The 25569-nt window shown below is 66.0% G+C and carries 20 protein-coding genes; 6 read left to right on the top strand and 14 right to left on the bottom strand.

All coding sequences use genetic code 11. The features are described 5' to 3' along the window. The first annotated feature begins 7 nt into the window (after positions 1-7). On the top strand, positions 8-1498 hold the full coding sequence (locus NA2_RS12130; protein WP_008597194.1) for a M81 family metallopeptidase: 1491 nt from the start codon (positions 8-10) through the stop codon (positions 1496-1498). 21 nt (positions 1499-1519) lie between these two features. Then, positions 1520-2695, top strand: a complete 1176-nt coding sequence (locus NA2_RS12125; protein WP_008597193.1) for a mandelate racemase/muconate lactonizing enzyme family protein — start codon at positions 1520-1522, stop codon at positions 2693-2695. 42 nt (positions 2696-2737) lie between these two features. Here the strand turns inward: NA2_RS12125 and NA2_RS12120 are convergent, their stop codons facing one another. The 3 genes from NA2_RS12120 to NA2_RS12110 form a co-directional block, all read right to left on the bottom strand. Continuing rightward, on the bottom strand, positions 2738-3724 hold the full coding sequence (locus NA2_RS12120) for an ABC transporter ATP-binding protein (RefSeq protein ID WP_008597192.1): 987 nt from the start codon (positions 3722-3724) through the stop codon (positions 2738-2740). Continuing rightward, positions 3711-4760, bottom strand: coding sequence for an ABC transporter ATP-binding protein (locus NA2_RS12115; RefSeq protein ID WP_008597190.1), 1050 nt, complete (start codon positions 4758-4760; stop codon positions 3711-3713). Before NA2_RS12115 ends, NA2_RS12120 begins: the two co-directional genes overlap by 14 nt. Before the next feature lie 790 nt (positions 4761-5550). Beyond that, positions 5551-6783: a glycosyltransferase family 4 protein gene (locus NA2_RS12110; protein WP_008597189.1), complete on the bottom strand. Its 1233-nt coding sequence runs from the start codon at positions 6781-6783 to the stop codon at positions 5551-5553. 104 nt (positions 6784-6887) lie between these two features. Here NA2_RS12110 and NA2_RS12105 point away from each other — a divergent pair, with 104 nt between their 5' ends. Beyond that, positions 6888-8654: a DUF2194 domain-containing protein gene (locus NA2_RS12105; RefSeq protein ID WP_008597188.1), complete on the top strand. Its 1767-nt coding sequence runs from the start codon at positions 6888-6890 to the stop codon at positions 8652-8654. A 19-nt stretch (positions 8655-8673) separates the two neighbouring features. Here the strand turns inward: NA2_RS12105 and NA2_RS12100 are convergent, their stop codons facing one another. Next, on the bottom strand, positions 8674-10074 hold the full coding sequence (locus NA2_RS12100) for a hypothetical protein (RefSeq protein ID WP_008597186.1): 1401 nt from the start codon (positions 10072-10074) through the stop codon (positions 8674-8676). A gap of 141 nt (positions 10075-10215) precedes the next feature. On the opposite strand from NA2_RS12100, the gene NA2_RS12095 reads away from it, so the two are divergent. Then, on the top strand, positions 10216-11793 hold the full coding sequence (locus NA2_RS12095) for a bifunctional helix-turn-helix transcriptional regulator/alpha/beta hydrolase (RefSeq protein ID WP_008597185.1): 1578 nt from the start codon (positions 10216-10218) through the stop codon (positions 11791-11793). Positions 11794-11827: 34 nt separating this feature from the next. Here NA2_RS12095 and NA2_RS12090 read toward each other — a convergent pair whose 3' ends face one another. From NA2_RS12090 to NA2_RS12065, 6 genes are all read right to left on the bottom strand, one after another. Beyond that, the gene (locus tag NA2_RS12090; protein ID WP_008597184.1) at positions 11828-12757 is read right to left on the bottom strand and encodes an isoaspartyl peptidase/L-asparaginase family protein; all 930 of its coding nucleotides are present in this window, start codon (positions 12755-12757) and stop codon (positions 11828-11830) included. An 81-nt stretch (positions 12758-12838) separates the two neighbouring features. Continuing rightward, positions 12839-13888, bottom strand: a complete 1050-nt coding sequence (locus NA2_RS12085) for a P1 family peptidase (protein ID WP_008597183.1) — start codon at positions 13886-13888, stop codon at positions 12839-12841. Between the two features lie 8 nt (positions 13889-13896). Then, entirely contained in the window at positions 13897-14763 is an 867-nt protein-coding gene (locus tag NA2_RS12080) for an ABC transporter permease subunit (RefSeq protein ID WP_244423636.1), read from the bottom strand. Positions 14764-14802: 39 nt separating this feature from the next. Then, positions 14803-15723, bottom strand: coding sequence for an ABC transporter permease subunit (locus NA2_RS12075; protein ID WP_008597181.1), 921 nt, complete (start codon positions 15721-15723; stop codon positions 14803-14805). Positions 15724-15780: 57 nt separating this feature from the next. After that, positions 15781-17313: an ABC transporter substrate-binding protein gene (locus NA2_RS12070; protein ID WP_008597179.1), complete on the bottom strand. Its 1533-nt coding sequence runs from the start codon at positions 17311-17313 to the stop codon at positions 15781-15783. Positions 17314-17356: 43 nt separating this feature from the next. Beyond that, positions 17357-19219: an ABC transporter ATP-binding protein gene (locus tag NA2_RS12065; protein WP_008597177.1), complete on the bottom strand. Its 1863-nt coding sequence runs from the start codon at positions 19217-19219 to the stop codon at positions 17357-17359. A 184-nt stretch (positions 19220-19403) separates the two neighbouring features. On the opposite strand from NA2_RS12065, the gene NA2_RS12060 reads away from it, so the two are divergent. Continuing rightward, on the top strand, positions 19404-20354 hold the full coding sequence (locus NA2_RS12060; RefSeq protein WP_008597176.1) for a LysR family transcriptional regulator: 951 nt from the start codon (positions 19404-19406) through the stop codon (positions 20352-20354). Here the strand turns inward: NA2_RS12060 and NA2_RS12055 are convergent. Genes NA2_RS12055 through NA2_RS12040 form a run of 4 tightly spaced genes read right to left on the bottom strand, consistent with a single transcriptional unit; the run spans position 20328 to position 23811 of the window. After that, a complete protein-coding gene (locus tag NA2_RS12055; RefSeq protein ID WP_008597175.1) occupies positions 20328-20873 on the bottom strand; it encodes a TetR/AcrR family transcriptional regulator in 546 nt (181 codons plus the stop codon). The two genes, NA2_RS12060 and NA2_RS12055, sit on opposite strands and share 27 nt — an antisense overlap. 27 nt (positions 20874-20900) lie before the next feature. Further along, complete coding sequence (locus NA2_RS12050) at positions 20901-21944, bottom strand: saccharopine dehydrogenase family protein (protein WP_008597174.1); 1044 nt, start codon at positions 21942-21944, stop codon at positions 20901-20903. After that, a complete protein-coding gene (locus NA2_RS12045; RefSeq protein WP_008597173.1) occupies positions 21944-22615 on the bottom strand; it encodes a class I SAM-dependent methyltransferase in 672 nt (223 codons plus the stop codon). Before NA2_RS12045 ends, NA2_RS12050 begins: the two co-directional genes overlap by 1 nt. Next, complete coding sequence (locus NA2_RS12040) at positions 22612-23811, bottom strand: MFS transporter (RefSeq protein ID WP_008597172.1); 1200 nt, start codon at positions 23809-23811, stop codon at positions 22612-22614. Before NA2_RS12040 ends, NA2_RS12045 begins: the two co-directional genes overlap by 4 nt. A 709-nt stretch (positions 23812-24520) precedes the next feature. Here NA2_RS12040 and NA2_RS12035 point away from each other — a divergent pair. After that, a complete protein-coding gene (locus NA2_RS12035) occupies positions 24521-25507 on the top strand; it encodes a TRAP transporter substrate-binding protein (protein WP_157188217.1) in 987 nt (328 codons plus the stop codon). The last annotated feature ends 62 nt before the right edge of the window (positions 25508-25569 follow it).

Raw genomic sequence — 25569 nt, 5'->3', positions numbered from 1 at the left:
ACCGACAATGAGAAACATTCTGATCGTGGAATGCATGCAGGAGATCTCCTCCTTCAATCCCGTTCCATCGGAGTATGAGAATTTCGAAATTGAGCGCGGCGGCGCGCTGTTCGGCCAGAGGGGCAAGAACACCGCCATCGGCGGGGCGCTGTCGGTGTTCGAGGGCGCTGAGGGGATCGGGATCGTCCCGACATTCGCCGCCCGGGCGGGAAGCGCGGGGCTTCTTTCGGCAGCCGGATGGAGCCGGCTTTCCGGCGAGTTGCTTGCAGCCGTCGGCGAACGCATCGACGAAGTGGACGGCATCTATGTGTCGCTGCACGGGGCGATGGGGGCCGATGGAGAGCTCGACCCGGAGGGTCATCTCCTGGCGGAAATCCGCAAGATGGCCGGCCCGGACAAGCCCATCGTCATCTCGCTTGACCTGCACGGTATCCTGACGGACCGGATGATCCGCCAGGCCGACGCGATGGCGATCTACCACACCTATCCGCATGTGGATTTCGCGGATACGGGCGCGCGGGCGGCGCGCCTGCTTCTCGACCTGATGCAGGGTGGACGGCGCCCGACCATCGCGCGGGCCGTCATCCCGGCGCTGGTGCGCGGCGACGAACTGATCACCCGCACGGGCTGTTATGGCGACCTCATCCGCGAGTGCCAGAGGCTCGAGCGCGAGGGCAGGGCGCTGGCCGCCGGCATCATGATCGGCAATCCCTTCACCGACGTGCCGGAGCTGTGCAGCCAGGTGATTGTCATCACCGATGACGACCCGGACACGGCGGCGGCCGAGGCGGAGCGCCTGGCGTCCGAGTTCTGGCCGATGCGGCATCGCATGCAGGGCAAGCTGATCGCGCTCGACCGGGCTATCGCGCAGGCGCGGACGATCGAAGGGACCGTCTGCTTCACCGACGCCGCGGACGCGACATCCTCCGGCGCCACCGGCGATTCCAACAGCATTCTGCGCGCGCTCAGGGATGCCGGCTATCCGAAGCGCGTTCTGGCGCAGATTGTCGACCCGGCAGCGGCCGAAGCGGCGCACCGCGCCGGCGTCGGCGCGACGATCGAGGTCACGCTCGGTGGCGCGATGGACCCGGAACGGTTCCAGCCGATGCCGGTCAAGGCGCAGGTCAAGCTCCTCTCCGACGGCTCCGGCCGGCTGGAGACGATGCGCCTGGCGCTCGACGCCGGGCCGACTGCCGTGCTGGCGTTCGACAATGTCACCGTCGTCGTGATGAGCCGTTCGGTCAGCCTGTTCGACCGCGCCATGTATTTCGCCAACGGCCTGAACCCGGTCGATTTCGACCTCGTCGTCGTGAAGTCGCCGCACACCGAATACGCCATGTATGACCAGTGGGTGGAGAAGAACTTCAACATCGACGCTCCGGGGGCCACCTCGGCCGACATCCGCCAGCTCGGGCATACCATCTGCGCCCGGCCCATGTTCCCTCTGGACGATATCGACGGCTTCGTTGCGCAGGCAAACCTTTATCACCGTCACTGACAGAAGCACTGGACGCAAAGAATGAAAATCGAGGCGGTCGACCTCTTCTATCTCTCCATGCCTGAAATCACCGATGAGGCGGATGGCAGCCAGGACGCGCTTCTGGTCCGCGTCAGCGGCGGCGGGCTCATCGGCTGGGGCGAATGCGAGGCGGCGCCGTTGCCGTCCATCGCGGCCTTCGTCTGCCCGAAGTCGCACGGTGTGTGCCGGCCGGTCGGCGAATCGGTGCTCGGCCAGACGTTGGAGACGCCGGCCGACATCGCGCGCATTTCGGCACTGGTCGGCTACAATTCCATGGACCTCCTGCAGGCGCCGCACACCCTTTCGGGAATCGAGATGGCTCTGTGGGACCTGCTCGGCAAGAAGCGCGGGGAACCCGTCTGGCGGCTCCTCGGCTATCGCCAGGCGCTTCGCAAGACACCCTATGCCTCGCTGCTGTTCGGCGAGACGCCGGACATCACGCTCGAACGGGCGCGGGCGGCGCGGCGGGACGGGTTTTCGGCGGCGAAATTCGGTTGGGGCCCGGTTGGACGCGGCGAAGTGGCGGCTGATGCCGACCACTTCGCCGCAGCGCGAGAGGGGCTCGACTGGGACGCTCATCTGATGGTGGATGTCGGCCAGATCTTCGGTGAGGACATCGATGCGGCGGCGGCCCGGCTGCAGCCGCTCGACGACGCCGGGGCGCTGTGGTTCGAGGAGCCTTTCGACGCCGGCGCTTTCGAGGCCTATGCGGCGCTGGCCGCGCGCGGCGCACAGGTGCGCGTGGCCGGCGGCGAGGCGGCGCATAATGTGCATATGGCGCAGCATCTGATCGATTATGGCGGGATCGGCTTCGTGCAGATCGATTGCGGCCGCATCGGCGGGATCGGTCCGGCCAAGAAGGTCGCCGACATGGCGGTGGCGCGCGGCGTCACCTATGTGAACCACACCTTTACCTCGCATCTGGCGTTGTCCGCCTCGATGCAGCCTTTCGCGGGTCTTTCGGAAAGCCATATCTGCGAGTATCCGGCGGCGCCGAAGCAACTGGCGGAACAGATCACCGCCAATCATATCCGGCTGGATGGCGACGGCCTGATCGCGGCGCCGGATGCGCCAGGCCTCGGCATGGAGATCGATCCGGCACGGCTTGTCCCCTATCTCGTCGAAACCGAGATCCGGGTGAAAGGGCGTGTCCTCTACGCCACTCCAACCCTCTGAAGGAAACTGCCGCGCGCTTGGCCCGCCGTCTGCACCAGACCTTCAGGCAGCGATGGCGCCCGGGAAATGGCAGGCCGCCTGGTGCTCGCCCTCGGCCACCGATGCGAGCGGCGGCGGCGTTGTCTTGCAGATGTCGCGCGCAATCGGGCAGCGTGTGTGGAAACGGCAGCCGGCGGGCGGGTTGGACGGGCTGGGGAGATCGCCCTTGATTGCCGAATAGCGCGTCTTCCCCCGGTTGCGCGAGGGCGCCGAGCGCAGCAGCGCAATGGTGTAGGGATGGGCCGGCGTATCGAAGATCGCCTTCTTGCTGCCCGTCTCCACCACCTTGCCCAGATACATCACCATGACGCGGTCCGAGATGTGGCGAATGACGCCGAGGTCGTGGCTGATGAACAGATAGGTCAGCCCCAGCTCCTGCTTCAGGTCCTGAAGCAGGTTCAGGATCTGCGCCTGGATCGATACGTCGAGCGCTGACGCCGCCTCGTCGCAGACGATGAAGCGCGGGTTCAGCGCCAGCGCGCGGGCGATGCAGATGCGCTGCCGCTGGCCGCCCGAGAACTCATGCGCGAAACGCCCGGCATGGTAGCTGGCAAGCCCGACCAGTTCGAGCAGTTCGCCAAGCCGCTTCTGCTGAGCGACCGCGTCGCCGACCCTATGGATGACCAGCGGCTCCATGATCAGATCGCCGACGCTCATGCGCGGGTTCAGTGCGCCAAGCGGATCCTGAAAGATGATCTGCAGATCGCGGCGCATGGCGCGCATGCGTTCAGCATCCAGGGTGCGCAGGTCCGTACCGTCGAACTCGACCGTGCCGGCCGTCGGCTCGAGGAGGCGCAGCACCAGCCGTCCGACGGTGGTCTTGCCGCAGCCGCTCTCGCCGACGAGTCCCAGCGTTTCACCGGCTCCGATGGCAAACGATACCCCGTCGACTGCCCGCACGCTGCGGCTCTGCGAAAACAATCCGCCGCCGGTCTCGAAGCGTTTCTCCAGGGCCTCGACGCGCAGCAGGGGTGGATTATCGACCGCCATTCATGTCCTCCGGAAAAGTGTAGCCGGTGTTGCGGATGCAGGCGGCCATGTGATCCTCGCCGCAGGCGATCAGCCTCGGCCGCGCCGTCCGGCAGGGCGGCCTGGCGTCGGAGCAGCGCGGCTCGAAGCGGCAGCCGGGTGGCAGGTCGAAGGGTGGCGGCACGGTGCCGGGAATGGCGTAAAGCCGCTCCGTGTCTTCCTCGCTCGAGGGGATGCTGGCGAGCAGGCCCTCGGTGTAGGGATGGCGCGGACCGCTGAAAACATTTTGGGCCGGTGCATCCTCTACCACCTGACCCGCATACATGATCATCACGCGGTCGGTGAAGGATGAGACGACGCCGAGATCGTGGGTAATCATCACCGTGCCCATCCGGAACTCCTCCTGCAGGTCCTGGAGCAGTTCGAGAATCTGCGCCTGGATGGTCACATCGAGGGCCGTGGTGGGTTCGTCGGCGATGAGGACGCGGGGGTTGCAGGCGAGCGCCATGGCGATCATCGCGCGCTGGCGCATGCCGCCCGACATCTGATGCGGATAGTCATCGAGGCGCTGGGCCGCTGCGGGAATGCCGACCCGGCCAAGCGCGTCGAGCGCACGCTGCCGCGCGATGCGCCGGCTGACGCCTTCGTGGCGGCGGACCGTCTCGACGATCTGCTCGCCGACCGTCAGCACCGGATTGAGCGCCGTCATCGGCTCCTGGAAGATCATGGATATGGCGGCGCCCCGCAACTCCTCGTAGCGGCGCTCGCTGGCGGAAAGCAGATCCTCGCCCATGAACTCCAGGCGCGAGGCGGTGATGCGCGCCTGACGCGGCAGAAGACGCATGATGGCGAGAGAAGAGACGCTCTTGCCGCTGCCCGATTCGCCGACGATGCCCACCACCTCGCCCTCGTGCAGGGTGAAGGAAACGCCGTTGACGATGGGCAGGTCACCGAACGACACGCACAGGTCGCGCACATCCAGCAGGCATGTGGCGTCGGCTTTCCGGTCGGGTGTCTCTGTCGCTGTGCCGGTTCTGGAGCGGGTCGAAGTCTGCATGGTAAAATCGTATACTATTATACGATAATTGCAAGAGTGAAGGCGACTTTGTCGCGATGGTGCCGAGTGTTGGTTGCCATTGAGAACTGACTTGGCGTTTCCACCGAGAATTGACCCGCCTCTCAGGTATGATTCGGGTCTGCGGCCGTGGTCAAGTTTTCTCCTTTGTCGTTCCGGAGCCGTGCGTGGAACAAGTCTTGAAGCGAAGCTGTCGCTTCCGGTTCCGCGGATAGGGCAATGGTGAGCGAGGCAGTCGAGTAGCGCCGTGGTCGTCATGGCATCGCAGAAGGCACTGTCGTCACTGGCATTTTGACAATCAAGACATCGGCAGATTGGCAGAACCGCAGCCCGATCAGTATTTACATTCAGGACAGGCTCCAATCTGGGGCCGGCTTTGCGTGCCGATTCACATTGTCAAACCGACGTTTCAGCCGTCCTCGCTTCAGTGGCACTCGACATGCGTCAGTCTGAACTGGCAGCCGGAACGGTTCGAGAATCTGGCATTCCAAGGCTGTAGCCAGTTGCTCAAGCACTAGGACGATGGGATTCTTGGAGCCACGCTCAAGATGCCCCACAGAGGCTCGTTCGACCTCCGCTCTCGATCAACCCAATTTGTTCCCATCAGCACTGACGCCGGACACACCAAAATTCCCTGTAGAGGCGAGTCTGTTTCGGACTGGAAACACCACCAACCATTCGCCGGTTCGTTCAAGCCCGTAAGGGTCGGCCCGAATGCGGACGCCGCATCCTGCTGATTTGCCGGCGCGCGGGCTGCATCTGCCGCCCGACGCTACCGCTTCAGTGAGGCGAGGGCGCGGCGCAGGCTCCAGCAGGCGCCCGGCCCGCCCCTGTCGCTCCGGCCGAGATGGTTGAAATAGGCGTGGCATCCCTGAAGAAGCGCCTCTCGCCGCCGGCCGGCGAGGCGCGGATCCCGGGCCCGGCGGGCGGCTTCAGTGAAGAAGGGCCACCATCCGCGAACGGTTTCCTGCCACGACCATGCGGAGATGGTTTCGAGGTTCTCGCGCGCGAGATCGCGCAGCCGGCCGCGATCGGCGGCAAGCTGCCGGAGCGCCTCGGCCAGTGCTTCCGGCGTCGCGTCCCGCAGCAGGTACCGCGACTGGAGCGGCCCGAACAGTTCCGGCACGATGCCGACGTCGGTCGACACGACTGCGGCGCCCGATGCCATGGCCTCCAGCACCGGATTCGGCGTGCCTTCCATCGATGCCGTGCAGGCCAGCACGTCGATGCGGCGATAGAATGCGGGCATTTCGGCAAAGGGTATGCGCGACAGCTGCGGATCGGCGCGGTGGATCTCGACCGGAACGCCCGCGTTTCTCAACAGGTCGATGGCCGGCTGGAACAGCCGATGAAAGCCCTTCGGGTCGCCGCCCTGGCTGCGGCCCCAGTTGCTGTTTCCGACCCAGCCGATGGACAGCGGTTTTTCCGGCCCCGCTCTTCCGGTTTCGCCACCGGGACCGAACATGGCGAGGTCCACGCCGTCCGGGATGATGGCGTCGGGGAGCGGGAACAGGCGCTGGGCGCCGTAGATGGCTTCAAGCTTGCCCGAGCAGACCGTGTAGCCATCGATCAGCCGGAACGCGGCGGCCCGTTCGTGCATGCTTTCCTCGGAGGCATGCAGATGATCATAGACCGAGGTCGTGAGGGCGCGCGCGCCGACGAGGTCGATCAGGTCACCGACCGGCATGCGCAGCTGTCCGGCGATGTCGATCAGCATCCGGGGGCGCAGGATCTCGAACATGTCCTCGCGCCAGAACATGTGAACGACATCGACATCGTTCAGAATGATCGTCTCGATCAGTTGCCCCAGATCGCGCTGCCCGGGCTTGCCCATGAAATGGATCGAGACCTCGAAGCCGTCGGGCGCGTGGCGGACGATGTTGCGCGCGATGTTGTGAAAGGCCCAGTCGGGCTCGTCGGGGCAAAGGAGAACGCGCAGCGGCCGGCGAAATGACGCCGCTTGTGCTGCTTCACCGGCAGCGTGCCGGCTCACCGAACCATCCATGCGATCAAATTCCTAGCGAACCCAGCGGTTGAACGGTAGTGTCGTCTACCCATCGCGTAGACCGCGCCGCCCGACAAATCACCCCCCATCTGGGTTAGGTCATCATGCTCACAACGGCCCGCAACGGCATCAGCGGCTGGCTTTCCGGATGGCGCACAGGCGCCAGGAGGGAGCGCGAGCAGCGCATCCTGCTCCTGACGAACAGCGCGGATGCCTATGCGTCGGGATTGCGCGACAACGCGCTGAAGGCGCTCGACTACGCGCGGCTTCGCGCCGACTGCTGGGACATGGCGGGTGCGGAAATGATGCCGCGGCTCGACCGCTACAGCTGCCTGCTCCTGTGCTCCGAGTTCCTGAACAGGCTGGACCGGCACGCGGTCGGGCGCATTCGCGCCTATGTGGCCGCCGGAGGCGGGATCGCCGTGATCTATCGCGGCTGGCACCGGGAACTGGCGGACCTGTTCGGCATCGACGACGACCGGCAATGGCCGGGTTTCCGCCTGGCCGGAGACGCGGGCCTGTCGTTCGTGAGCGATCTCATGCCGGGGTTCGCCGGACTTTCCCTGTCCGGCGAGGATATGGCCGGCCACGCGCCCTATGATTTTCTTCCGCAGTCGGCGGCAACCATTGTCGCGACGGACGGGGAAGGCCGGGCCCTGGCGTGGCTGAAAAGGGCCGGGGAAGGCCGCGTGCTCTACTGGAACACCGCCGTGCTCGCCGTGCCGGCGGCGAGGGGACTGATCGTCCAGTCGGTCGCCTGCGTCCAGCAAAGGACTGTGCTGCCGATCGCCAATGTCGGGCTGGTTCATGTGGACGACTTTCCGCCTGCCGACATGGACACGCTGCCGGAACCGGCCGCCTCGGAGTTTCCCGGCATGAAGCCGGCGGCGTTCTACTACGACGTCTGGCATGCCGACATGACGGCGCTGGCGCGCCGCTTCGGCATCACCTACACCTATTTCGCGATTCTCGATTACGCTGGCGCGAACCCCGGGGATGGAGGCTCTCCCGCGCGGGCGATGCCGCCGCAGTTCGAGCGGACAGCCGTCCGGGAGGCGGCCCGGGACGGCGAGCTTGGCCTTCACGGCTACAACCACAATTCCCTGACGGTGGAGCACTGGGACTCCCCCGAGGCCATGCGCACTTCGCTCGAGACGGTGCGCGGGGCCTGGCAGGATTGGCCCGGCCAGAGGCTTCCCTTCTCCTACGCGCCGCCCAACAACGAATACGACGAAACGGGTGCCCGCGCCCTGGCCGCGGCGTTTCCCGAAATCGGTGCGATCTGCAGCACCTACGGGCATGGCGACTACGAGCACGGGGGAAGCCGCGAATTCGGCCCCGAGCCTTGGGCCGAAACGCTCTTTGCCGTGCCACGGGCGACGAGCGGCATGGAGATGCATCCGCAAAGCCGGTTCGAGATGGCATCGCAGATCGAGACATTCGGCGTCTGGACCCATTTCATCCACCCCGACGACGTGTTCGATACCCCCGAGCGGGAACCGGGAGCGGGGCAATGGCGCAATCCGGAAGCGCTGCCCTGGCGCGGCGCGCATGGTCTTCTCGGCAGGTTCGCCAGCTGGCTCGCATCGGTCGGGCAGGCGTATCCCTGGCTGCGCTACATGGATACGCGGTCGGCGGTGCCGATGCTCGAGGCACACCTGCGACGGGACTATGCCGTCGGCTTCGGGGAAAACCATGTGCGGGTGGAGGCCGGCGAGGGCGCCTATTTCCGCTTCCGTTCGAACGACCTGACGCGCATCAACCCGGCAGGCGTGGCGAATGCCGAACTCATCGACGTGGACGAGCACGACGGATTTGCGGTCTACACGCTGCGCGCGACGGCGCCGGAAGCTGTGATCGAACTGATCTAGTCGCCTTAGCGATGTGACTCTATTCGCCGTAGGCGGCGGTCCCCGTGGATGGCAGGCCGTCCAGCATGCGCGTGGGCAACAGATGGGAGCGGAACGTGTCGTTGCGGTGCCGCTCCTTCAGCGTTTCCGACTGGCCGAAATAGAACCGGATGCCGGCAAAGGCGCGGTTGTAGTCGTTCGTTCCGACGGCGCCTTCGGCGAACAGCGACAGGCCCGGCAAGGCATCGAAGCCCGGACGGTATTCCGCGCCGAAGCGGCCCAGCCAGTCGACCTGCGGATTGGTCTCCACGCCGGTGACGAGCATCAGGTCGTCGGTGAGGTACCATTCGAAATCGAGGCGGCCGACAAAGCCCTCGTCATGGTCGGAGAACTGGTAGCCGGCGAGGGCCGCGACCGTGAGCTGGTTGAAATAGACCTCGCCTTCGGCGGCGATGATGCCCACTTCGCGGGCGGTGCCGACCACCGCGCCGTCGGCGCGCACATAGCCGCCGGCCAGCCCGACCAGTCCGACGCCCGGATCGCGCCAGAACAGGTGCGCGGCGCCGCCTCCGACAAACTGCCCGTCTATCGTGCCGGCGACGCCGTCCCAGCGCGTGCCGAACCTGTCGCCCAGCGGCGCGACGATCGCGCCTTCGACCAGGCCCGCACCCTCTCCGTCATGGACCCCACCCATGACGGAGAGTTCACCGTTGAAGCCTGAGACGGCACGGTGTTGCGTGTCATCCGCCCTGGCCGCCGCGGCGCCGAAGCCGAAGCCGGCGGCCATGAACGCGATGTAAGCCCTGCGCCCGAAGCGGGTCCAAGGAGTGTCGGGCCTGTGAACCGAGCGAACGTCGATGGGGGTGGCCGGCAGGCGCGGCGGCTGCAGGCCGATCCGGACCGCCTTCACCAGCTGGTCGCCGGCGGCCTCGATCTTGCGGATCTCGCTCCTCAGGATGCGTTCGACCAGCGCGAGATGCGCCGACCGGTCATGGGCGGAGGCAGGGAGATGCCGCGCATTGAGCACGAGATGCAGAGACCCCGTGGCGGAGTGCCAGAGCACGTGCCTGATGCTGTCGCCGCCGACCCGCCGGACGGCGCGCGCCAGCGCCACCAGCCTCGTTCCGCGCTCGAACACCCCGGTCGGGTCATACACGATCCGGTCATGGGCGAAGGGCTGGAGAAACGCCTCGAGGCTCTTCGCCCGGCTCAGGCTGTGCGCGCCATGCCTGCACACCCTGACGCGGGCTCCGCCGGGCACAGCCCCCAGCTTCCGGCGGAGCTCCCGCGCCTGTTCCCTCGACATGGCCGAACGCGCTGCGTGGACGACGATGGTCTGGCCGTTGCGGCGGTCGGCCGCATCCAGCGACGCCAGGAAAGGCCTTCCCGCCCCGGGCGCCTGCACTATCCGCATGATGGCCGACTGAAAAGACTGATGCATGAGCGGCACCCCAAATTCCCCGCGCGAAAAGACAGTTCGACGGGAAGCTAGCGGCGCGGCGCGACGTCTACATCACCCAGATGGGTATTTGAAACCGGTTAATGGTGTGAAACAGTTCATGGAAGCGGTGGGGCGCAGGATATGGACGACAATCTATCCCAGGAACTCGACGCTGCCTTCTCGCTGCTTCCGGGCGACTTGGCGCAGCAGGCGAAGGCTCGCCTGCTCGAGGCGCGCAACAACGCGGCACAATTCTCCCTGCCCCTGAAATGGACCGAGCACGACCTCGCCGGGAACTTTCTGCGGGGCGGCATCACCGACATGATCGGCAAGTCGACCAGGATGGTCGCCAATTCGCAGGAAGACCCCGACATCAACGAGCTGGCGCGCGAAGCCAAGGGGACTTCCGCGCTCGCCGGAGCGTTCCATATGCTGTCGGACGGCAAGCGGTTCGCGTTCTATCTGCCGTTCACGCCGTCGCATTTCGACCGCGAGGCGGAGCGCCGGACCCGCGGTTTCATGGTGAGCGAGGCGGTTTTCCGCGAGGTGCTCGAACTGATGCGGCCGGGGGTCGGCCTCACCGTCGCCGAACGTAGGGTCGTGTTCCAGCTCGTGGCCGGCATGGCCCTGCGCGAGGCGGCGACGACGGACGGCGTGTCGTTCGAGACCAAGCGCGCGCATCTGAAGGTCGCGAGCGCCAAGCTTCATTGCTCGGGACAAAGGGACCTGGTGCGCGTTGTGGTGGCGCAGCTTGTCCATCTCCTTTCCGTGAGTTCCAGCGAGGCGCTGCATGGAGAGCCGGCGGAGACATTCGCGGCGCGCCACCTGAGCGACGACGTCACGTTGACGGTCAAGCGGCTGCCGAACGGCCGGGTGATCCGCGTCTACGAATGCGGCCCCCATGACGGGCGACCGCTGATCATGATCCACGGGATGATGTTCCCGATCTCCCTGGTCGGCATCTCGCGCTATCTCGACACCGCCGGGGTGCGGCTGATCGTTCCGATCCGGTCCGGCTTCCTGGAATCGCGCCCGCCGGGAGAACTGGCGGCCGAGGGCGGGATGATCTCCGAATCGCTTTCCGACCTGGCGGGTTACATCGCAGAGGAATGGAACGGCAGTCCGGTGGCCATTCTCGGTCAGTCGCTCGGGGCCGTGCTGGCGATCCGTTTCGCCAACAGATATCCGGGCCTCGTCTCGCGGCTCATCCTGCAATCCATCAACCTGACGCAGGGCAGCGGGTCCAATGGCGGCGGCGCCGCCGCGTTCTACGGCAGCCTGAAGCGGCTGTCGCGCGACGGGCTGACCTTCAAGCTGGTCAACTGGCAGTATCAGAAATACTATGCCGACCACCGTACCGGCCGGGAGATCCTCGCCCGCCTGTTCGGCAATTGCGACGTCGACATGGCTGTCCTCGACGGCAAGGCGACCGGGAAACAGGCCTATGGAATGTTCTCCGACCTCTACCGCAACTCCGTGTTCGGGATGAGCAACGATTTCGACTTCGTGATGAATTCGTGGGAGGCCGAGGCGCGCAAGTCACGGAAGCCCATCTCGTTCGTGCACGGCGAGGACGATCCTCTGACCAAGCCGGGCGAGCTCGAGCGTTTCGCGGCCGCCGACGAGAACCGCTCCCTGATCGTCATCCCGGGCGGCGGGCATTTCATCGCGGCATCGCATCCGAGGGAGTTCTGGCAGGCCATCGAGCGTTTCGCCTGAGCCACGCGGGCACGGCGCTTCGACGGCGAATGCGTCAGGCCTCGAAGATCGCGATCTGCTCGCTTTCTCCGGCGCACCGGCTGGCGCGGTACATTCCCGGCGTGTTGAAGCTGAGGACCGGGAGGCCTTCGGGGCCGACCGCGATCAGGCCCCCGGCCCCTTCGAGCGCCGGCAGCTCGTCGTGCACCTTGCGGCGAACGGCTTCCTCGAGATCGAGGCCGAGATACTCCATCATGGCGGCGATGTCGCGCGCGACCGTCAGGCGGATGAACATCTCGCCATGCCCGGTGGCCGACACCGCGCAGCCACGATTGCTGGCATAGGTTCCCGCGCCGATCAGCGGGGCGTCGCCGACGCGGCCGGGCGCCTTGTTGGTCATCCCGCCGGTCGATGTTGCGGCCGCGAGATTGCCGCCCATGTCCCGCGCGACGGCGCCGACCGTGCCGTATTTTCCATCATTGTGGTCGAGCGAAACAGCCTGCGTCTTCCGCGCCTCCTCGAGCTGGTTGCGGCGGCGCTCGGTGACGAACCAGTCGGTCGGCATCGACTGAAGGCCGCGCTCCCGCGCGAAGGCTTCCGCGCCCTTGCCCGCCAGCACGACATGGTCGTTCTTCTCCATCACCAGTCGGGCGAGGCTGATCGGGTTCCGGACCGTGTTCAGCCCGATCACGGCCCCGGCATCGAGATTGCGGCCGTCCATGATCGCGGCGTCCATCTCGATGCCGCCCTCCGACGTCAGAACGGAGCCGCGCCCGGCGTTGAACATCGGGTTCTCCTCGAGCGCGATCACGGTGCGCTCCACGGCGTCGATGGCCGCGCCACCCTTTTCAAGGACGGCGGTTCCGGCGCGCAGCGCGTCGGCCAGCCCCTCGCGGAAGCGGGCCTCCTCCTGCTTTGTGAGCTTGCTGCGCAGGATGGTACCGGCGCCGCCGTGCAGGGCCAGCGCCCAAGGCGTGTTGTTCATCTCAAACCTCGATGGCTGCGATCGTTGCGACCCTTTATGAGGGTGGCCGGCACGGAAGGACCAATGCCGTTTCGGCCCAGGCTATGCCGGATGCGCATGTGCCTTCACATGGCTCGACATGGTCTCGCGGAAGGAGGGGAGAAGGCTGCCGTCATAGCCGCGATGCGGCTCGGCGTGCCAGAGGGCGTTCAGGATCGCTTCCTCGGTCGCCTCCACGGCGGCCTTGAAGAAGGCGTTCATGCGGCTCTCGCAGAGGCGTGACGCCGGGTGCGTGTCGGCCGTGTCGCGGTCGAACGCGTTGGCGGTGGAGAAGGCGACGGCGATGTCGCCGCTCTGATGCCCGAAATAGCTGCCGAGCCGGCCGAGGGCCGCGCCGCCGCGCTGGCAAAGCCTGCGCAGCTGGCGCGATTCCATCGGCGCGTCGGTGGCCAGGATGATGATGATCGAGCCCTTGTCCTCGTCCTCCGGCGTCTCGGGTTTGCGCAGGGCGACAGGGTCGCCGAAGACGCGCATGTCGGACTGCTGTCCGAAGTTGGAGAGAACGAGCGCGCCCAGCGTGAAATGCGCTCCCTCCTTCAGGGCGATCCCGCGCGATGCGGAGCCGACGCCGCCGGAGAAGCCGAATGTCTTCATTCCGCTGCCGGCGCCGACGGTGCCCTGCCCGAAGGCCGTGCCGGTGTTCGCGAGCGCCTCGCGGGCCAGGGCCTCGTCCACATGCAGGGCCTGGATGTCGTTGACCTGGCCGTCATTGCATTCCAGCACCAGCGGGTTGACCGTCGCCGACTTCCTGCCGATGCCGGGGTTCTTCGCGATCGCGTCCCTGATCAGCGCCGTGGCGCAGGCCGGCACGCCGAACGTGTTGGTCAGCAGGATCGGCGTCTCGATCTCGCCAAGCTCCATGAGCTGGACGAGGCCAAGGCTCTTGCCGAAGCCGTTGAGGATCGATGCGGCGGCCGGGACGGGCCTGCGGTAGAGATCGCCGCCATGCGGCAGGATCGCCGTCACCCCGGTGCAGGCTCCCTGTTCGTGCAGGGCCGCGTGGCCGACGGTGACGCCGGGGACATCGCAAATCGTGTTGGCGGGGCCGGTCGGTATCTGCCACCAGCCCTCTCGCAGATATGTGTTTCGCATGAATTGACTCAGTTATCGTCCAGTTTCGGGTCGAGCGCATCCCGCAGCCCGTCCCCCAGTATGTTGAAGCAGAGCACCGTCAGGAAGATCGCCAGACCGGGGAAGAAGGTCAGGTGCCATTTTCCGGCCAGCATATATTCCCGGCCGGTGGAAAGCATCGCCCCCCACTCGGCCACCGAGGGCTCGACGCCGAGGCCGATGAAGGAAAGGCTGGTCGCCGTCAGGATGGAGGTGCCGATGCGCATGGTGAAGTAGACGATCACCGCGCCCAGCACGCCGGGCAGGATATGCCTGAACATGATGATGGCGTTGGGCGCGCCGGCCGCGCGGGCGGCCTCCACATAGGTCGTTTCCTTCAGGCCGAGCGTTCCGGAACGGACGATGCGGGCAAAAGCCGGGACGCTGAACACCGCCACGGCGATGATGACGTTGGTCAGCCCGGCCCCCAGGATCGCGACGATGCCGATGGCGAGCAGGATGCCGGGAAAGGCGAACAGGACGTCGGAGATGCGCATCACGATGGAATCGAGCCAGCCGCCGTAATAGCCGGCGAGAAGACCGGCGACGACGCCGATCACCGCACCGATCGTGACCGAGAGGAAGCCGATGAACATGGACAGTTTCGCGCCGTTCAGGATGCGCGCGAAGATGTCGCGTCCGAACTCGTCGGTGCCGGCCCAGTGCAGGGCCGAAGGACCGGAGAGTGTGTTGCGGTAGTCGAACTCGTCCGGACCGAAAGGAAGGATCCACGGGGCGATCAGCGCCATCGCCAGCATGAGCAGGAGAAAGAACCCGGACGCCAGCGCGGCGCGGCGCGTCACGAAGCGGCGCCGAAACTCGCTGAAGGGCGATCGTGCCGTTTTCTCTTTCGGCACGACGGGCGATGTGTCGGAAGCGAGAGCCATTGCCGAAACCTATTTGTAGCGGATGGCGGGGTTGATGAAGCCGTAAAGCATGTCGACCGCCAGATTGATCAGGAGGAATTGCAGCGAGAAGAGCATGATCTCGGCCTGCACCACGGCGTAGTCGCGGAAGTTGATCGCATCGAGGAGCAGCGAGCCCAGCCCCGGCCAGCGGAACACCTTCTCGACGACGATGGAGCCGCCCAGCAGGAAGCCGAACTGCAGGCCGGCCATGGTGACGACCGGAATGAGGGCGTTGCGCAGGGCATGCTTCCAGATGACCACCTTCTCGCGAAGTCCCTTGGCGCGCGCGGTGCGGATGAAGTCCTCGCGGGCGACGTCGATGACCGCCGAGCGCGTGAAGCGCGCCATCACGGCGGCGACGCCCGCGCCGAGCGTTATCGAAGGCAGGATCAGGTCGGAGGGTTCATCGAAGCCGCTGGTGCCGACCCAACCGAGATTGACCGAGAAGAACTGCATCAAAAGCAGGCCAAGCCAGAAATTCGGCATCGATATGCCGGAGACCGACAGGAACATTCCCGCATGATCGCCGGGGCTGCCGCGCCGGACGGCCGAGATCACGCCGGCCACGAGCCCGAACAGGAGCGACCAGGCGAGCGCGCAGACCGAAAGCCAGAAAGTCGGCATGAAGGCGCGCGCGATCATGGCGGAGACGGGCTCCCCGGTGCGCAGGGAGGTTCCCAGATCGCCGGTCGCCAGGTTCTTCAGGAAGTCCACATATTGCGTGAGAAGCGGGCGGTCGAGCTTGAGCGCCTTGCGGACGGACTCCACCTCTTCCTGCGTCGCCGCTTCGCCAGCGAGCAGCCGTGCGGGATCACCCGGCAAAGCGTGGATGAAGAGAAAGACGAAGATCGAGATCAGAAACAGTACCGGCACGAGCGCGGCCAGTCTGCGCAGGAAATAGTGCAGCATCGACATTATCCCGAGGCCGGCCCGGCAGGACATGCCGGGCCGGCGTGAAGAGCGTTCTTATTCGAAGGCGGCCTTGCTGTACTGCATGGTGCCGTCAGGCATCTGGAACACCCCGCTCAGCCCCTTCTTGCGACCTGCCATCTTGTTCTCGATGGCGAGCCAGACGACGGGATTGTCCTTCCAGATCTGCTTCTGGGCGATGGAGTAGGCGGCCTGGCGCTTCTCGGGATCGGCCGTATTGAGCGCGTCCTGGATGGCCTTGTCCACGGTCTCGTTGGAGTAGAACGCCATGTTGTAGATCTTGGGGATCCAGCCTTCCGTCGCGTAGACCGGACGCAGATGCCAGTCGGCGTCGCCGGTCGAGGGCGACCAGCCCCCCATCAGCATGTCGAAGGTGGATTCCTCGGGCACCATGGACGAGAAGACCTTCTCGGACCGGGTCGCGCCTTCCATCGGAACGATCTTGGCACGCACGTTGATCTGCGAGAGCTGCTGCTGAAGGAACTGCAGCATGCGCACGCCGGTGGAGCTGTTGGTTCCCCAGATCTCGATCTCGAACCCGTCCTCGTAACCCGCTTCCTTCATCAGGCGGCGGGCTTCCTCGACATCGGTCTTCAGGGGCTCCTGGGCTTCGTAGAAGCGGGTGTCGGGGGCGATCGGCGAATCCGGCACGATGCCGTGGCCGGAATAGACCACGTCGACAAAGGCCTGCTGGTCGACGGCAAGGTTGAAGGCGCGCCGGACGCGCTCATCCTTGAAATGCTCCTTGAGCATGTTCAGCGATGCCGTCCAGACGGTGATGCCGGGAACCTCGAGCACCTCGTAGCCGCCGGAAGACTGAACCCTTTCGGACAGCTCGGCCGGCAGGATATGAACGAACTGCACTTCGTCGGATAGGAGCATCGACGCGCGGGTCGCGCTCTCGGTCACGGGGAAGAAGGTCACCTTGTCGACCTTCGGCCAGCCGCTGTCCCAGTAGTTCTCGTTCTTTTCAAGGACCAGCCGCTCGCCGGGAACCCATTCCTTGAACTTGAACGGACCGGTGCCCACCAGCTTCTTCTCGACGCCGGTGCCGAGTTCCGCGAGCGCCTTGGGGCTGTGGATGACGACGGAGGGATGCGCCACCGTGTTGATCATGGCGCCGAACGGCTCCTTCAGCTTCAGGACGACCGTGAAGTCGTCCGGCGTCTCGACGCTCTCCACCACCTTGAACAGGCTGTTCTTGGCGAGGTTCTGCGACTGGTCCGCCAGCCGGTCGAAATTGGCCTTTACCGCCGCTGCGTCGAACGGGGTTCCATCATGGAACGTGACGCCCTCGCGCAGCTTGAAGGTGAAGGTCTTGGCGTCGTCGCTGCCTTCCCAGCTCGTGGCGAGCTGTGGAACGAGCTTCATGTTCTGGTCGAACCCGATCAGGCGCTCGACGACACCGCTCGCGGCCACGTAGTCGACATTGTAGTTGGAATTGTGGGGATCCATCTTCTGAAAGATCTGGTCCATCGCGATGCCGAGGTCCGCCGCCATGGCGGGCATGGCAAAGGCGGTGCCTGCCAGAAGCGCGGCGCCGAAAGCGGCGCGTTTCAATACGTTCATGTCATCTTCCTCCCAGGTTGATCGTGTTTCTCAAAGGGGTGTCTCATGCGGCGCGGTGCGCTGGCCGCCCGCCGTTCTCCTCGCGCGCCACGAAGTGCCGTGGCCCGACTTCGAGCATCTCGTTGATGGCCGGCGGATTGCCGATCGGATGGACGGGGCTCGGCACCTCGCCGGTAATCAGCGGCCGGTCGGTGATCCGCTTCTGCGGGTCCGGCACCGGGGCCGCCGACATGAGCCGCCTGGTGTAGGGATGCCGCGGATCCTCGAACACGGAAGCGCGCGGTCCGGTCTCGACGACCTGCCCCAGATACATGACCGCGACGCGGTGGCTGATCCGCTCCACGACGGCCATGTCGTGCGAGATGAACAGATAGGCGAGGCCGAAACGCGCCTGAAGATCCATCAGCAGGTTGATCACCTGCGCCTGGACCGAAACGTCGAGCGCGGAAACCGCCTCGTCGGCGATGATCAGCTTCGGATCGGTGCCGAGCGCGCGTGCAATGGCGATGCGCTGCCGCTGGCCGCCGGAAAAGGCATGCGGATAGCGGTTCGCATGGTCGGCCTGGAGCCCGACCTGCTCGAGCAGCCAGACGGCCTTGTCGAAGGCATTGCGCCGGTCCTCCAGCCCATGCAGCAGCATCGGCTCGGAGATGGAGTATCCGACGGTCAGCCGGGGATTGAGCGACGCATAGGGGTCCTGGAACACGAACTGGATGCGACGGCGCAGCTTCTGGAGGTCGCTCTTCGACAGGCGGGTCAGGTCTTCGCCGTCGAAGCGCAGCTTCGTCGCCTCGGCTTCCACCAGACGCAGGATCGAGCGGCCCGTGGTGGATTTTCCGCATCCCGATTCCCCGACAAGACCCAGGGTCTCGCCCGGCCAGATGTCGAGGTTCAGGCCTTCGACCGCGTGAACGCGTTTCGTAATGCGGCCGAACAGGCCTTCGCCGATGTCGAAACGGGTCGTCAGGCCGCGAACGGAAAGGAGCGGTTCGCTGTCATAGGCGATGGGCGCCGCCGGAGCGGCAGGCGCAGCCGGAGCCTCGTCGCTCTTGCCCGGCACCGGGAAGGGCGCCGGGGCGCTGGTGCCGCGCATCGCCCCCAGATGGGGAACCGCCTTCAGAAGCGCTTTCGTATAGGGATGGCTGGGCGAGCGGAAGACCGTCTCGACGTCGCCTTCCTCCACCTTCTCGCCGCGATACATGACCACCACCCGGTCGGCCACTTCCGCAACGACGCCCATGTCATGCGTGATGAACACGACCGACATGGATTGTTCCTGCTGCAACTCGCGGATCAGCCGCAGGATCTGCGCCTGGATCGTGACGTCGAGCGCCGTGGTCGGTTCGTCGGCGATCAGAAGCTGCGGCTTGCAGGACAGGGCCATCGCGATCATGACGCGCTGGCGCATGCCACCCGACAGCTGATGAGGGTGCCGCTTCATCACCTGCGCGGCATCGGGGATGCGGACGCGCTGGAGCATGTCCAGCGCGATCTTCGCCGCCTCGCGCCGGCTTTTCTTCTGATGCGTCACAATGGCTTCGACAATCTGGTCGCCGATGGTGAAGACCGGATTGAGCGAGGTCATCGGCTCCTGGAAGATCATGGCGATCTCGTTGCCGCGAATGCGCCGCGCCTCTTCCGGATCGAGCGACGCCAGGTCGATTTCGCGTCCGTCGCGCCGGCGGAAGCGAATCCTGCCGCCCTCGATCCGGCCGCCACCGAATTCCACCAGGCGCATGATCGACAGCGCGCTGACGGATTTTCCGGATCCCGATTCGCCGACGATCGCCACTGTTTCGCCGCGCTTTACCTCCAGCGACAGGCTGCGAACGGCGTTGAACGTGTAGTCGCCGTGGCCGAATGAGATGTCGAGGCCGGCGAGTTCGAGAACGTTCGCCGCCGCCATGTTGGACTGTGCTTCCACCCGTACGCCGTTCCCTCTCCCGAATACCGCAGCGCTTGTTGCCGCGCCGTGCCGCCAGTGAAACCGTCGGGAAGGAAGGTGGCCAACGCCATTTTCGCATGGACTATGCCGATTCGGCATAATTTGATGCTTGTCTGTTTCATGCTGGCATGGTGCTTTCCGGACCATGGAAACCAAATGGCTGGAAGACTTCCTGACGCTCGCCCAGACGCGCAATTTCTCGCGCGCCTCGGAAGAGCGGAACGTTACCCAGCCCGCCTTCAGCCGCCGCATCAGGGCGCTGGAGAGCTGGCTGGGGGTCGCGCTCTTCGACCGGCGCACCTATCCGGTGACGCTGACGGACGAGGGGCGCGCCTTTCGCGAGACGGCCGAGAGCATCGTTTCCTCGCTTTATGCGGACCGCGCGCAGTTTCAGCAGAGCGTCCACGTGAACCGGCCCGACCTGCGCATAGCCGCGGCGACCACGCTGAACCTCAACTTCATCCCGGACTGGCTGCACGGGCTGGAACCTCTTACCGGGCATTTCACGACGCATATCTTCACCCAGAACTTCCACGACATGGTGCATCACCTGGCCGAGGGCGAGATCGACCTGGTGCTGCAATATGCGCATAGCGACGTGCCGCTCCTGTTCGAGGCTTCGCGCTTCGATTCGAGGGTCCTGACCTTCGAACCCATGCTGCTGGTGTCGCCGACGATGGAAGACGGAACGGCGCTCTACGATCCGGCGTCGCCGGACGAGGCGCAGGGTTTCCCCTTCATGGGGTACTCTCCCGACGGCTATTTCGCCGGTGTGGAGCAGCTCCTGCTGCGGAGAAACAGGGCGACGCCGGTCGTCTTTCGACGGTTGGGAGAAAGCCCCACTTCGGAGGTGCTGAAACGCATGGCGCTGCGCTACAGGGCGATGACGCTGCTGCCGGAGAGCTGCGCCCGGGACGCGCTCGACCGGGGTGAACTGATCGGCGTCGGCGGCCCCGAATGGCAGGTCAGCCTGGAAGTGAGGCTGTTCTCGCTGCGTGAAACGCGGCGTTCTTCCGTCCGCAAGCTGTGGGCGGCGCTCGACCAGCAGGCCCGGATCTTCGCGGAGGAATCAGGGGTCGCCGGAAGGCGGATCTAGGGTCAGGCCATGCTTGCCTGCAAGGGTGCGCAACTGCCCAAGCCCGTCCCTCGCCAGCTCCGGAGACATCAGCGCCCGCAGGGCAAAGCCGCGCAATTCGTCCACGAAGGCGAGGATGTCCGGATCGTCCGGCCCGCGGCCAAGCCGCGCCGCGATCTCGGCGGCCAGCCCCGCGGCATGGTCGCGCATGACCGGCAGCAGATCCGGGTCGCCGCCCACTTCCAGCAGGATCGATAGAAAGAAGCGCATCCGCTCCGGTTCGAAGAACAGGGTGGCGAGCATCGCCTCCAGCGTCGGGGGTTCCCCGCCGCCGGTGCGTTCGGCCCGCTCATGCGAGGCGTCGAGCAGCGCCAGATAGAGCTCCGCCTTGCGGGGGAAGTAGTAGGTCAGATGCGACTGGCGGATTCCGGAGAGCCTGGCGATCCTCGGCTGCGTCAGCGCCTTCATCCCTTCCGTCTCGACGATGTCGAGCGCGGTGTCGAGGATCAGCTGGCGGGTGTTCTTCTGCTGGCTGGGCAAGATCAGGACTCCCGAATGCGCGTTCTTCTATCCCGCTCCGTTCCCGGGCGCCGGACGGTCCGGCAGGCGAAGCACGACGCCATGCTCGCGAAGAGCCGGGGCCAGGGTTTCGATCGACAGGACCTGTTCTATATGACGCACGCCGGCCGGAGCGCCAGTGCGAAGGATGTGCTCGACCGCGAGTGCGGTGACCAGCGCGGTGATCCGCGCCTCCTTGCGTCCCTCAAGCTGCGCCCGCTGCGATCCGTCGCGTCCCTGCACCTCGACGGCGAGAGCGGCGCGATCGGACCCGACGCGAAAGCGGAGCATGGCCTTCGCGGCGAACCTGCTCAGCCACGGGGTCGCGGCGATGAACCTCAGTAGGGGAAACGTCAGGCGGGCAAGAAGAGGCGAGTCGAACGTCAGCAGGGTGCTCGCCGCGGTCAGGCCAAGGGTGCGGCGCACCACATGCTGGTCAGCGAAATCGAAGGGAATTGCCGGATGGTTCCGCGGCGGCGCGCCGAAGGGCATCGTTTCCACCGGCATGGCTCTTCCGCGGAAGGAGCGGAACTGTTCCAGCGTCCAGGCGATCGCGGCGGGTCCATGCGCGTCGCCGAGGCCGAGCATGATGCCGATACGCGCCCGCATTGGGTGCTCCAGACCGTCGGCGCATGCCTTGACCAGGAGGTTGGTCAGGCCGGGCGCGAGGCCGACGGACAGGATCGCGCTGCCGCCTTTTTCCCGGGCGAGCTCATCAAGCGCTTCGACCTCCCGGAAGAAGGGATCGCTTGCGGTGATGTCGACATAGGCCATGCCCCTTGCCAGGAAATGGGCCGGGAAGCGGGCGTCGTCCTGGTCGATGCAGACCACCACGACGTTGATCCCCTCGAGCGCGTGGTCCCAGGTCGTCTGATCCTCGAGATCGATGTGGACGCCGCCGCAGCCGAGGGATGCCGCCGCCTCGCGTGCCTTCGCGGCATTCCGCCCCGCCAGCCTGACGGGTGGGAACTGCGGGCGCGAAAGCCGGGTGGCGATGTCCAGCCCGACATGGCCATAGCCACCGACGATGAGGATTCCGTCCTTGCCGCTCATCAGGCCTGCCTCCGTTCCGCACAAACACCGTGAAAGCCGCACGCCCGAAACCAGGTCCTTGCCTCGCCGAAACCCGCATCGGCGAGCAGCTGGTCCAGGCGTTCCGCTGTCGTCCGGTACCATTGCCCGCGCATGCGCCGGAGCACGGATTCGACCGTTTCCGCGTCATGCCCCTGCGACTGCAGCCAGATGCGCAGCGTATCGTCGTCGCCGTTCCTGTCGATTGCATCGAAGAGCAGGAGCGGAGCGCCGGGAACCAGACGGCGCGCGATGCCGGTCAGGAATGTCAGCTTGGTTCCGTCGTCAGGCAGGAAATGCAGCACGAGCGAGACGGTCGCCGCATCGTGATGGGGCTCGTCGGGGAGGTCGTGCAGCATGCCGTGCGTGAGCGCGGTTCGCTCCCCGATGCCCGCTGCCGCCGTGCGTGCCCGCGCAACGCCGAGCATTCCTTCCGAAGGATCGAACCCCGTGAAGCGGGCGTCGGGGAGATGCCGCGCCAGCGCGATGATCTCTGCCCCGGTGCCGCAGCCCGGCACGAGGATGCGGGGCTCGCCGGTTGTCCTGCTCGCCAGTTGGCAGGCCATCAGGTCGAGGGCCACCCGGTAGCCGGGCACCAGCCGCAGGATCCTCTTGTCGTAGTCCAGCGCCGCCTGGTCCGGAAACGCGGTCATCGGCCATTCTCCCTGCGGGTGGTCAGTATCACGAGTGCGGCGGTTGCCATCATGCCGGCTGCCGCGAGCGAAGGAGCGACCGGCGACAAGCGATGCAGAGCTGCGCCAGCGATCGGCCCCGCGGCCATTCCGAGTCCCTGCGCCACGGCGTTGACGCCGGCGGCGCGGCCTTGCGCCCGCTGTCCGGCGGTCAGGCTGAGCTGCGCGAGATTGCCCGGCAGCAGCAGTCCGAGCGCTGCGCCCATCGCCAGCAAGGCGATGGTGAGGACAAGCGCATCGGTCGCCAGAACCATGCCCGTCATCGCTGCCCCTGCGACGCCGGCACCAAGCAGGGCAAGCCGGCGCGGCGGGAGCCTCAGCCGTCGCAGTCCGTAGGTCTGGACGAGCGCCATGACCAGGGCGGCGCCCATCAGCGCGCCGCCTGCCCGCGAGATCGCGTCGGTGCGGGCGAAGCCGAAGCTGTCTTCGAGCCGCAATGCGGTGACATGCTGCGCGACGCCGTAGACGGCGACGCCCAGGAACGTCACGCACAGGAAGGGCCAGACCAGACGCAGGAGCGGAAGGATCCTTGCGGGCATGCCGGGGGTCGCGTCCTCGCGCCTGCGGTCGAAAACCGAGCGCCGGACCAGAACGAAGCCGACGAGGACGGTCGCGGCGAGCCCGGCCAGTGCCAGGGTCGGCGCGGTCCCGCCCAGAGCGTAGGCGACGCCCGCGCCGGCGATGCCGCCGATCCCATAGGATGCGCCGAGAAGCCCCATGCCTTCGGCGCGGCGCTCCTGCGTCGTGCGGTCCGACATCCAGGCCTGGGCGGCGGGCAGCAGGCCGCCAGCGAGGAGGGATTGTCCCGTCCTCGCCGCAAACAGCAAGGCGAATGCCGGCAGCTGGTCGAGGGCGCCGTCGAGCCGGAGTGCGATCACGGCCGCCATCAGGGCCGGGCCGAGCGCCGCGCCGGCAAGTCCCGCCAGCAGCACGAAGCGGCGGCCGCGCGTCTCGCTCACATGGCCCCAGACCGGAGCCGATATGAGCAGAACAAGCGCCGTCAGGCCGAGCAGAAGCCCCGTTTCCATCGGCGAGAAGCCGAGGTCGCGGCCAAGCGGGGGCAGCACGACCAGAATGAAGGATTGCGCCGCTGCGTTGGCGGCGAGCGCGCCCAGCAGCGGCAGCGCTTCGATGCGGAAGCTTTTTTCCCGGGTCATCAGAAGCGGACCCGGGTTTCGCCGAAACGGCGGGCGCAGCAGGTCTGCGCCGGGGGAGGCACGCGCATCGGAGACGAGCTGGTGACGCATGTCATCCCGCGGATACCGAACGGGTTCGCCACCCGTCTTTGCCGGCCGCCTTCAGACGCCAGCCTGCTCCGAACTCCCATCGTCATCTCCGAGATATTGGTATGTTACCAACCAATCGGTTAGCACCGGATCCTGCCCTGCGCAATAGCTGATTAGAATTATCATGTTTGTCGCGCATGCGGTCCGTGGTCGCGTCATGCTGGGTGGGCGGGACCGTGACGGTAGAGGAAGCATGGCTTCGTTCCCGAGGGTCTTGCAACCATGCGCCCAGGCGGCAACAGGGAGCGGCGGCGGGGGGATCGTCAGGCGGCGGCGCGCTGGCGCTTGCGGATGGTCGGCTCGATACCGGGGCTGGGACCCGTGCTGAACAGGGGCGCGGTCGGCAATCATCTGACGAGGCGGGTCACTCCCGGCCGGAGTTTCCTGTCCGGCTCGCGACCATAGGGAAACTCCGGGAACCGTGCGCCGTTTCCGGCTCAAAAGCATGGTTCGGCGCTCCAGGCCGAGGAGCGGCGACTTCCGGCCGCCCCAAAGGGGCGACTGCTTCCGCTTGACATGGATCATTGATCCATGATCTTTTGTCGCAGAGATTTTGATTCAGCTTGTTGGGAGGATGGACGTGAGGATCAATTCAAACTGGCTGGGAGCGATGGTTCTCGCCGCTTCCGCAATGATGGCCCCGGCAGTCAACGCCGCTGCGCTGAAGCTGGGCGGTGTTCATGCGCCGAACAGCTTCGAGGTCCAGGCGCTGGAACGCTTCGCGGAGCTTGCATCCGAGAAGTCCGGGGGCAGCGTCACCGTCACCGTGTACCCGGCCGGGCAGCTGGGTGACGAGCGCTCGATGATCGACATGATCAACACCGGCGCCATCGACATGTTCGCCAATGTGGCCGACTGGAACCAGCATCTGGTGAAGGACTTCGCCGTCCTCTCCATGCCTTTCGTGTTCGAGAACCTCGATCACCTCAAGGCGTTCCAGGCGTCGGGCACCTATGCGGCCATGCGCGACGAGATGCTTGCCCAGAAGGATGTGCGTATCCTGGCCGACAACTGGTACCGCCTGCCGCGCGTCCTTTTGACACGCGACGCCGTCGGCTCGATCGATGACGTCAACGGCAAGAAGCTTCGGATGCCGGACATCGAGTCCTTCATCAGCACCTGGTCGGCCTTCGGCGCCAAGCCGACGATCATCCCTTTCGCGGAAGCTTTCCTCGCGCTCAAGACAGGCATTGTCGATGGTATGGAAGCGCCGTTGAGTTCCGTCTACGCGCAGAAATTCTACCAGGTCGCGCCGCACATCACGATGACGAACCACGGCCTTGCCCCGTTCAACATCATGATGAACGAGGGCGCATACCAGAAGCTCTCGGCCGAAGAACGGGACCAGCTGGTCCAGGCGGCCGTCGAGGCCGGCGACTTCTACACCTCCCTGATCCAGGACCAGTTCACGGAACAGCGCGAGAAGATGGTTGCCGAGGGCGCGACGCTGACCGACATCGACCTTGAGCCCTTCGGCGAGCGTGCCCGGGCCGTCGCCCAGGATTTCGAGACGCGCGGCCTGTGGCGCGCCGGCCTGTTCGAGGAGATCCAGGGACTCCGCCAGTGAAGGCCCGCCCGGGCCTTTACCGGACATTGGGCAGGACGCAGGCAACCGAACGCGCAACGGGA

The organism is Nitratireductor pacificus pht-3B, from assembly GCF_000300335.1.
GTDB classification, from domain to species: Bacteria; Pseudomonadota; Alphaproteobacteria; order Rhizobiales; family Rhizobiaceae; genus Nitratireductor; species Nitratireductor pacificus.
This window is presented reverse-complemented; position numbering and strand designations above follow the sequence as displayed.

Excerpts from the sequence above, each read along its gene's own strand:
- NA2_RS12130 (WP_008597194.1), top strand. The coding sequence starts at position 8 with ATGAGAAACATTCTGATCGTGGAATGCATGCAGGAGATCTCCTCCTTC.
- NA2_RS12125 (WP_008597193.1), top strand. The coding sequence starts at position 1,520 with ATGAAAATCGAGGCGGTCGACCTCTTCTATCTCTCCATGCCTGAAATC.
- NA2_RS12120 (WP_008597192.1), bottom strand. The coding sequence starts at position 3,724 with ATGGCGGTCGATAATCCACCCCTGCTGCGCGTCGAGGCCCTGGAGAAA.
- NA2_RS12115 (WP_008597190.1), bottom strand. The coding sequence starts at position 4,760 with ATGCAGACTTCGACCCGCTCCAGAACCGGCACAGCGACAGAGACACCC.
- NA2_RS12110 (WP_008597189.1), bottom strand. The coding sequence starts at position 6,783 with ATGGATGGTTCGGTGAGCCGGCACGCTGCCGGTGAAGCAGCACAAGCG.
- NA2_RS12105 (WP_008597188.1), top strand. The coding sequence starts at position 6,888 with ATGCTCACAACGGCCCGCAACGGCATCAGCGGCTGGCTTTCCGGATGG.
- NA2_RS12100 (WP_008597186.1), bottom strand. The coding sequence starts at position 10,074 with ATGCATCAGTCTTTTCAGTCGGCCATCATGCGGATAGTGCAGGCGCCC.
- NA2_RS12095 (WP_008597185.1), top strand. The coding sequence starts at position 10,216 with ATGGACGACAATCTATCCCAGGAACTCGACGCTGCCTTCTCGCTGCTT.
- NA2_RS12090 (WP_008597184.1), bottom strand. The coding sequence starts at position 12,757 with ATGAACAACACGCCTTGGGCGCTGGCCCTGCACGGCGGCGCCGGTACC.
- NA2_RS12085 (WP_008597183.1), bottom strand. The coding sequence starts at position 13,888 with ATGCGAAACACATATCTGCGAGAGGGCTGGTGGCAGATACCGACCGGC.
- NA2_RS12075 (WP_008597181.1), bottom strand. The coding sequence starts at position 15,723 with ATGCTGCACTATTTCCTGCGCAGACTGGCCGCGCTCGTGCCGGTACTG.
- NA2_RS12070 (WP_008597179.1), bottom strand. The coding sequence starts at position 17,313 with ATGAACGTATTGAAACGCGCCGCTTTCGGCGCCGCGCTTCTGGCAGGC.
- NA2_RS12065 (WP_008597177.1), bottom strand. The coding sequence starts at position 19,219 with ATGGCGGCGGCGAACGTTCTCGAACTCGCCGGCCTCGACATCTCATTC.
- NA2_RS12060 (WP_008597176.1), top strand. The coding sequence starts at position 19,404 with ATGGAAACCAAATGGCTGGAAGACTTCCTGACGCTCGCCCAGACGCGC.
- NA2_RS12050 (WP_008597174.1), bottom strand. The coding sequence starts at position 21,944 with ATGAGCGGCAAGGACGGAATCCTCATCGTCGGTGGCTATGGCCATGTC.
- NA2_RS12045 (WP_008597173.1), bottom strand. The coding sequence starts at position 22,615 with ATGACCGCGTTTCCGGACCAGGCGGCGCTGGACTACGACAAGAGGATC.
- NA2_RS12040 (WP_008597172.1), bottom strand. The coding sequence starts at position 23,811 with ATGACCCGGGAAAAAAGCTTCCGCATCGAAGCGCTGCCGCTGCTGGGC.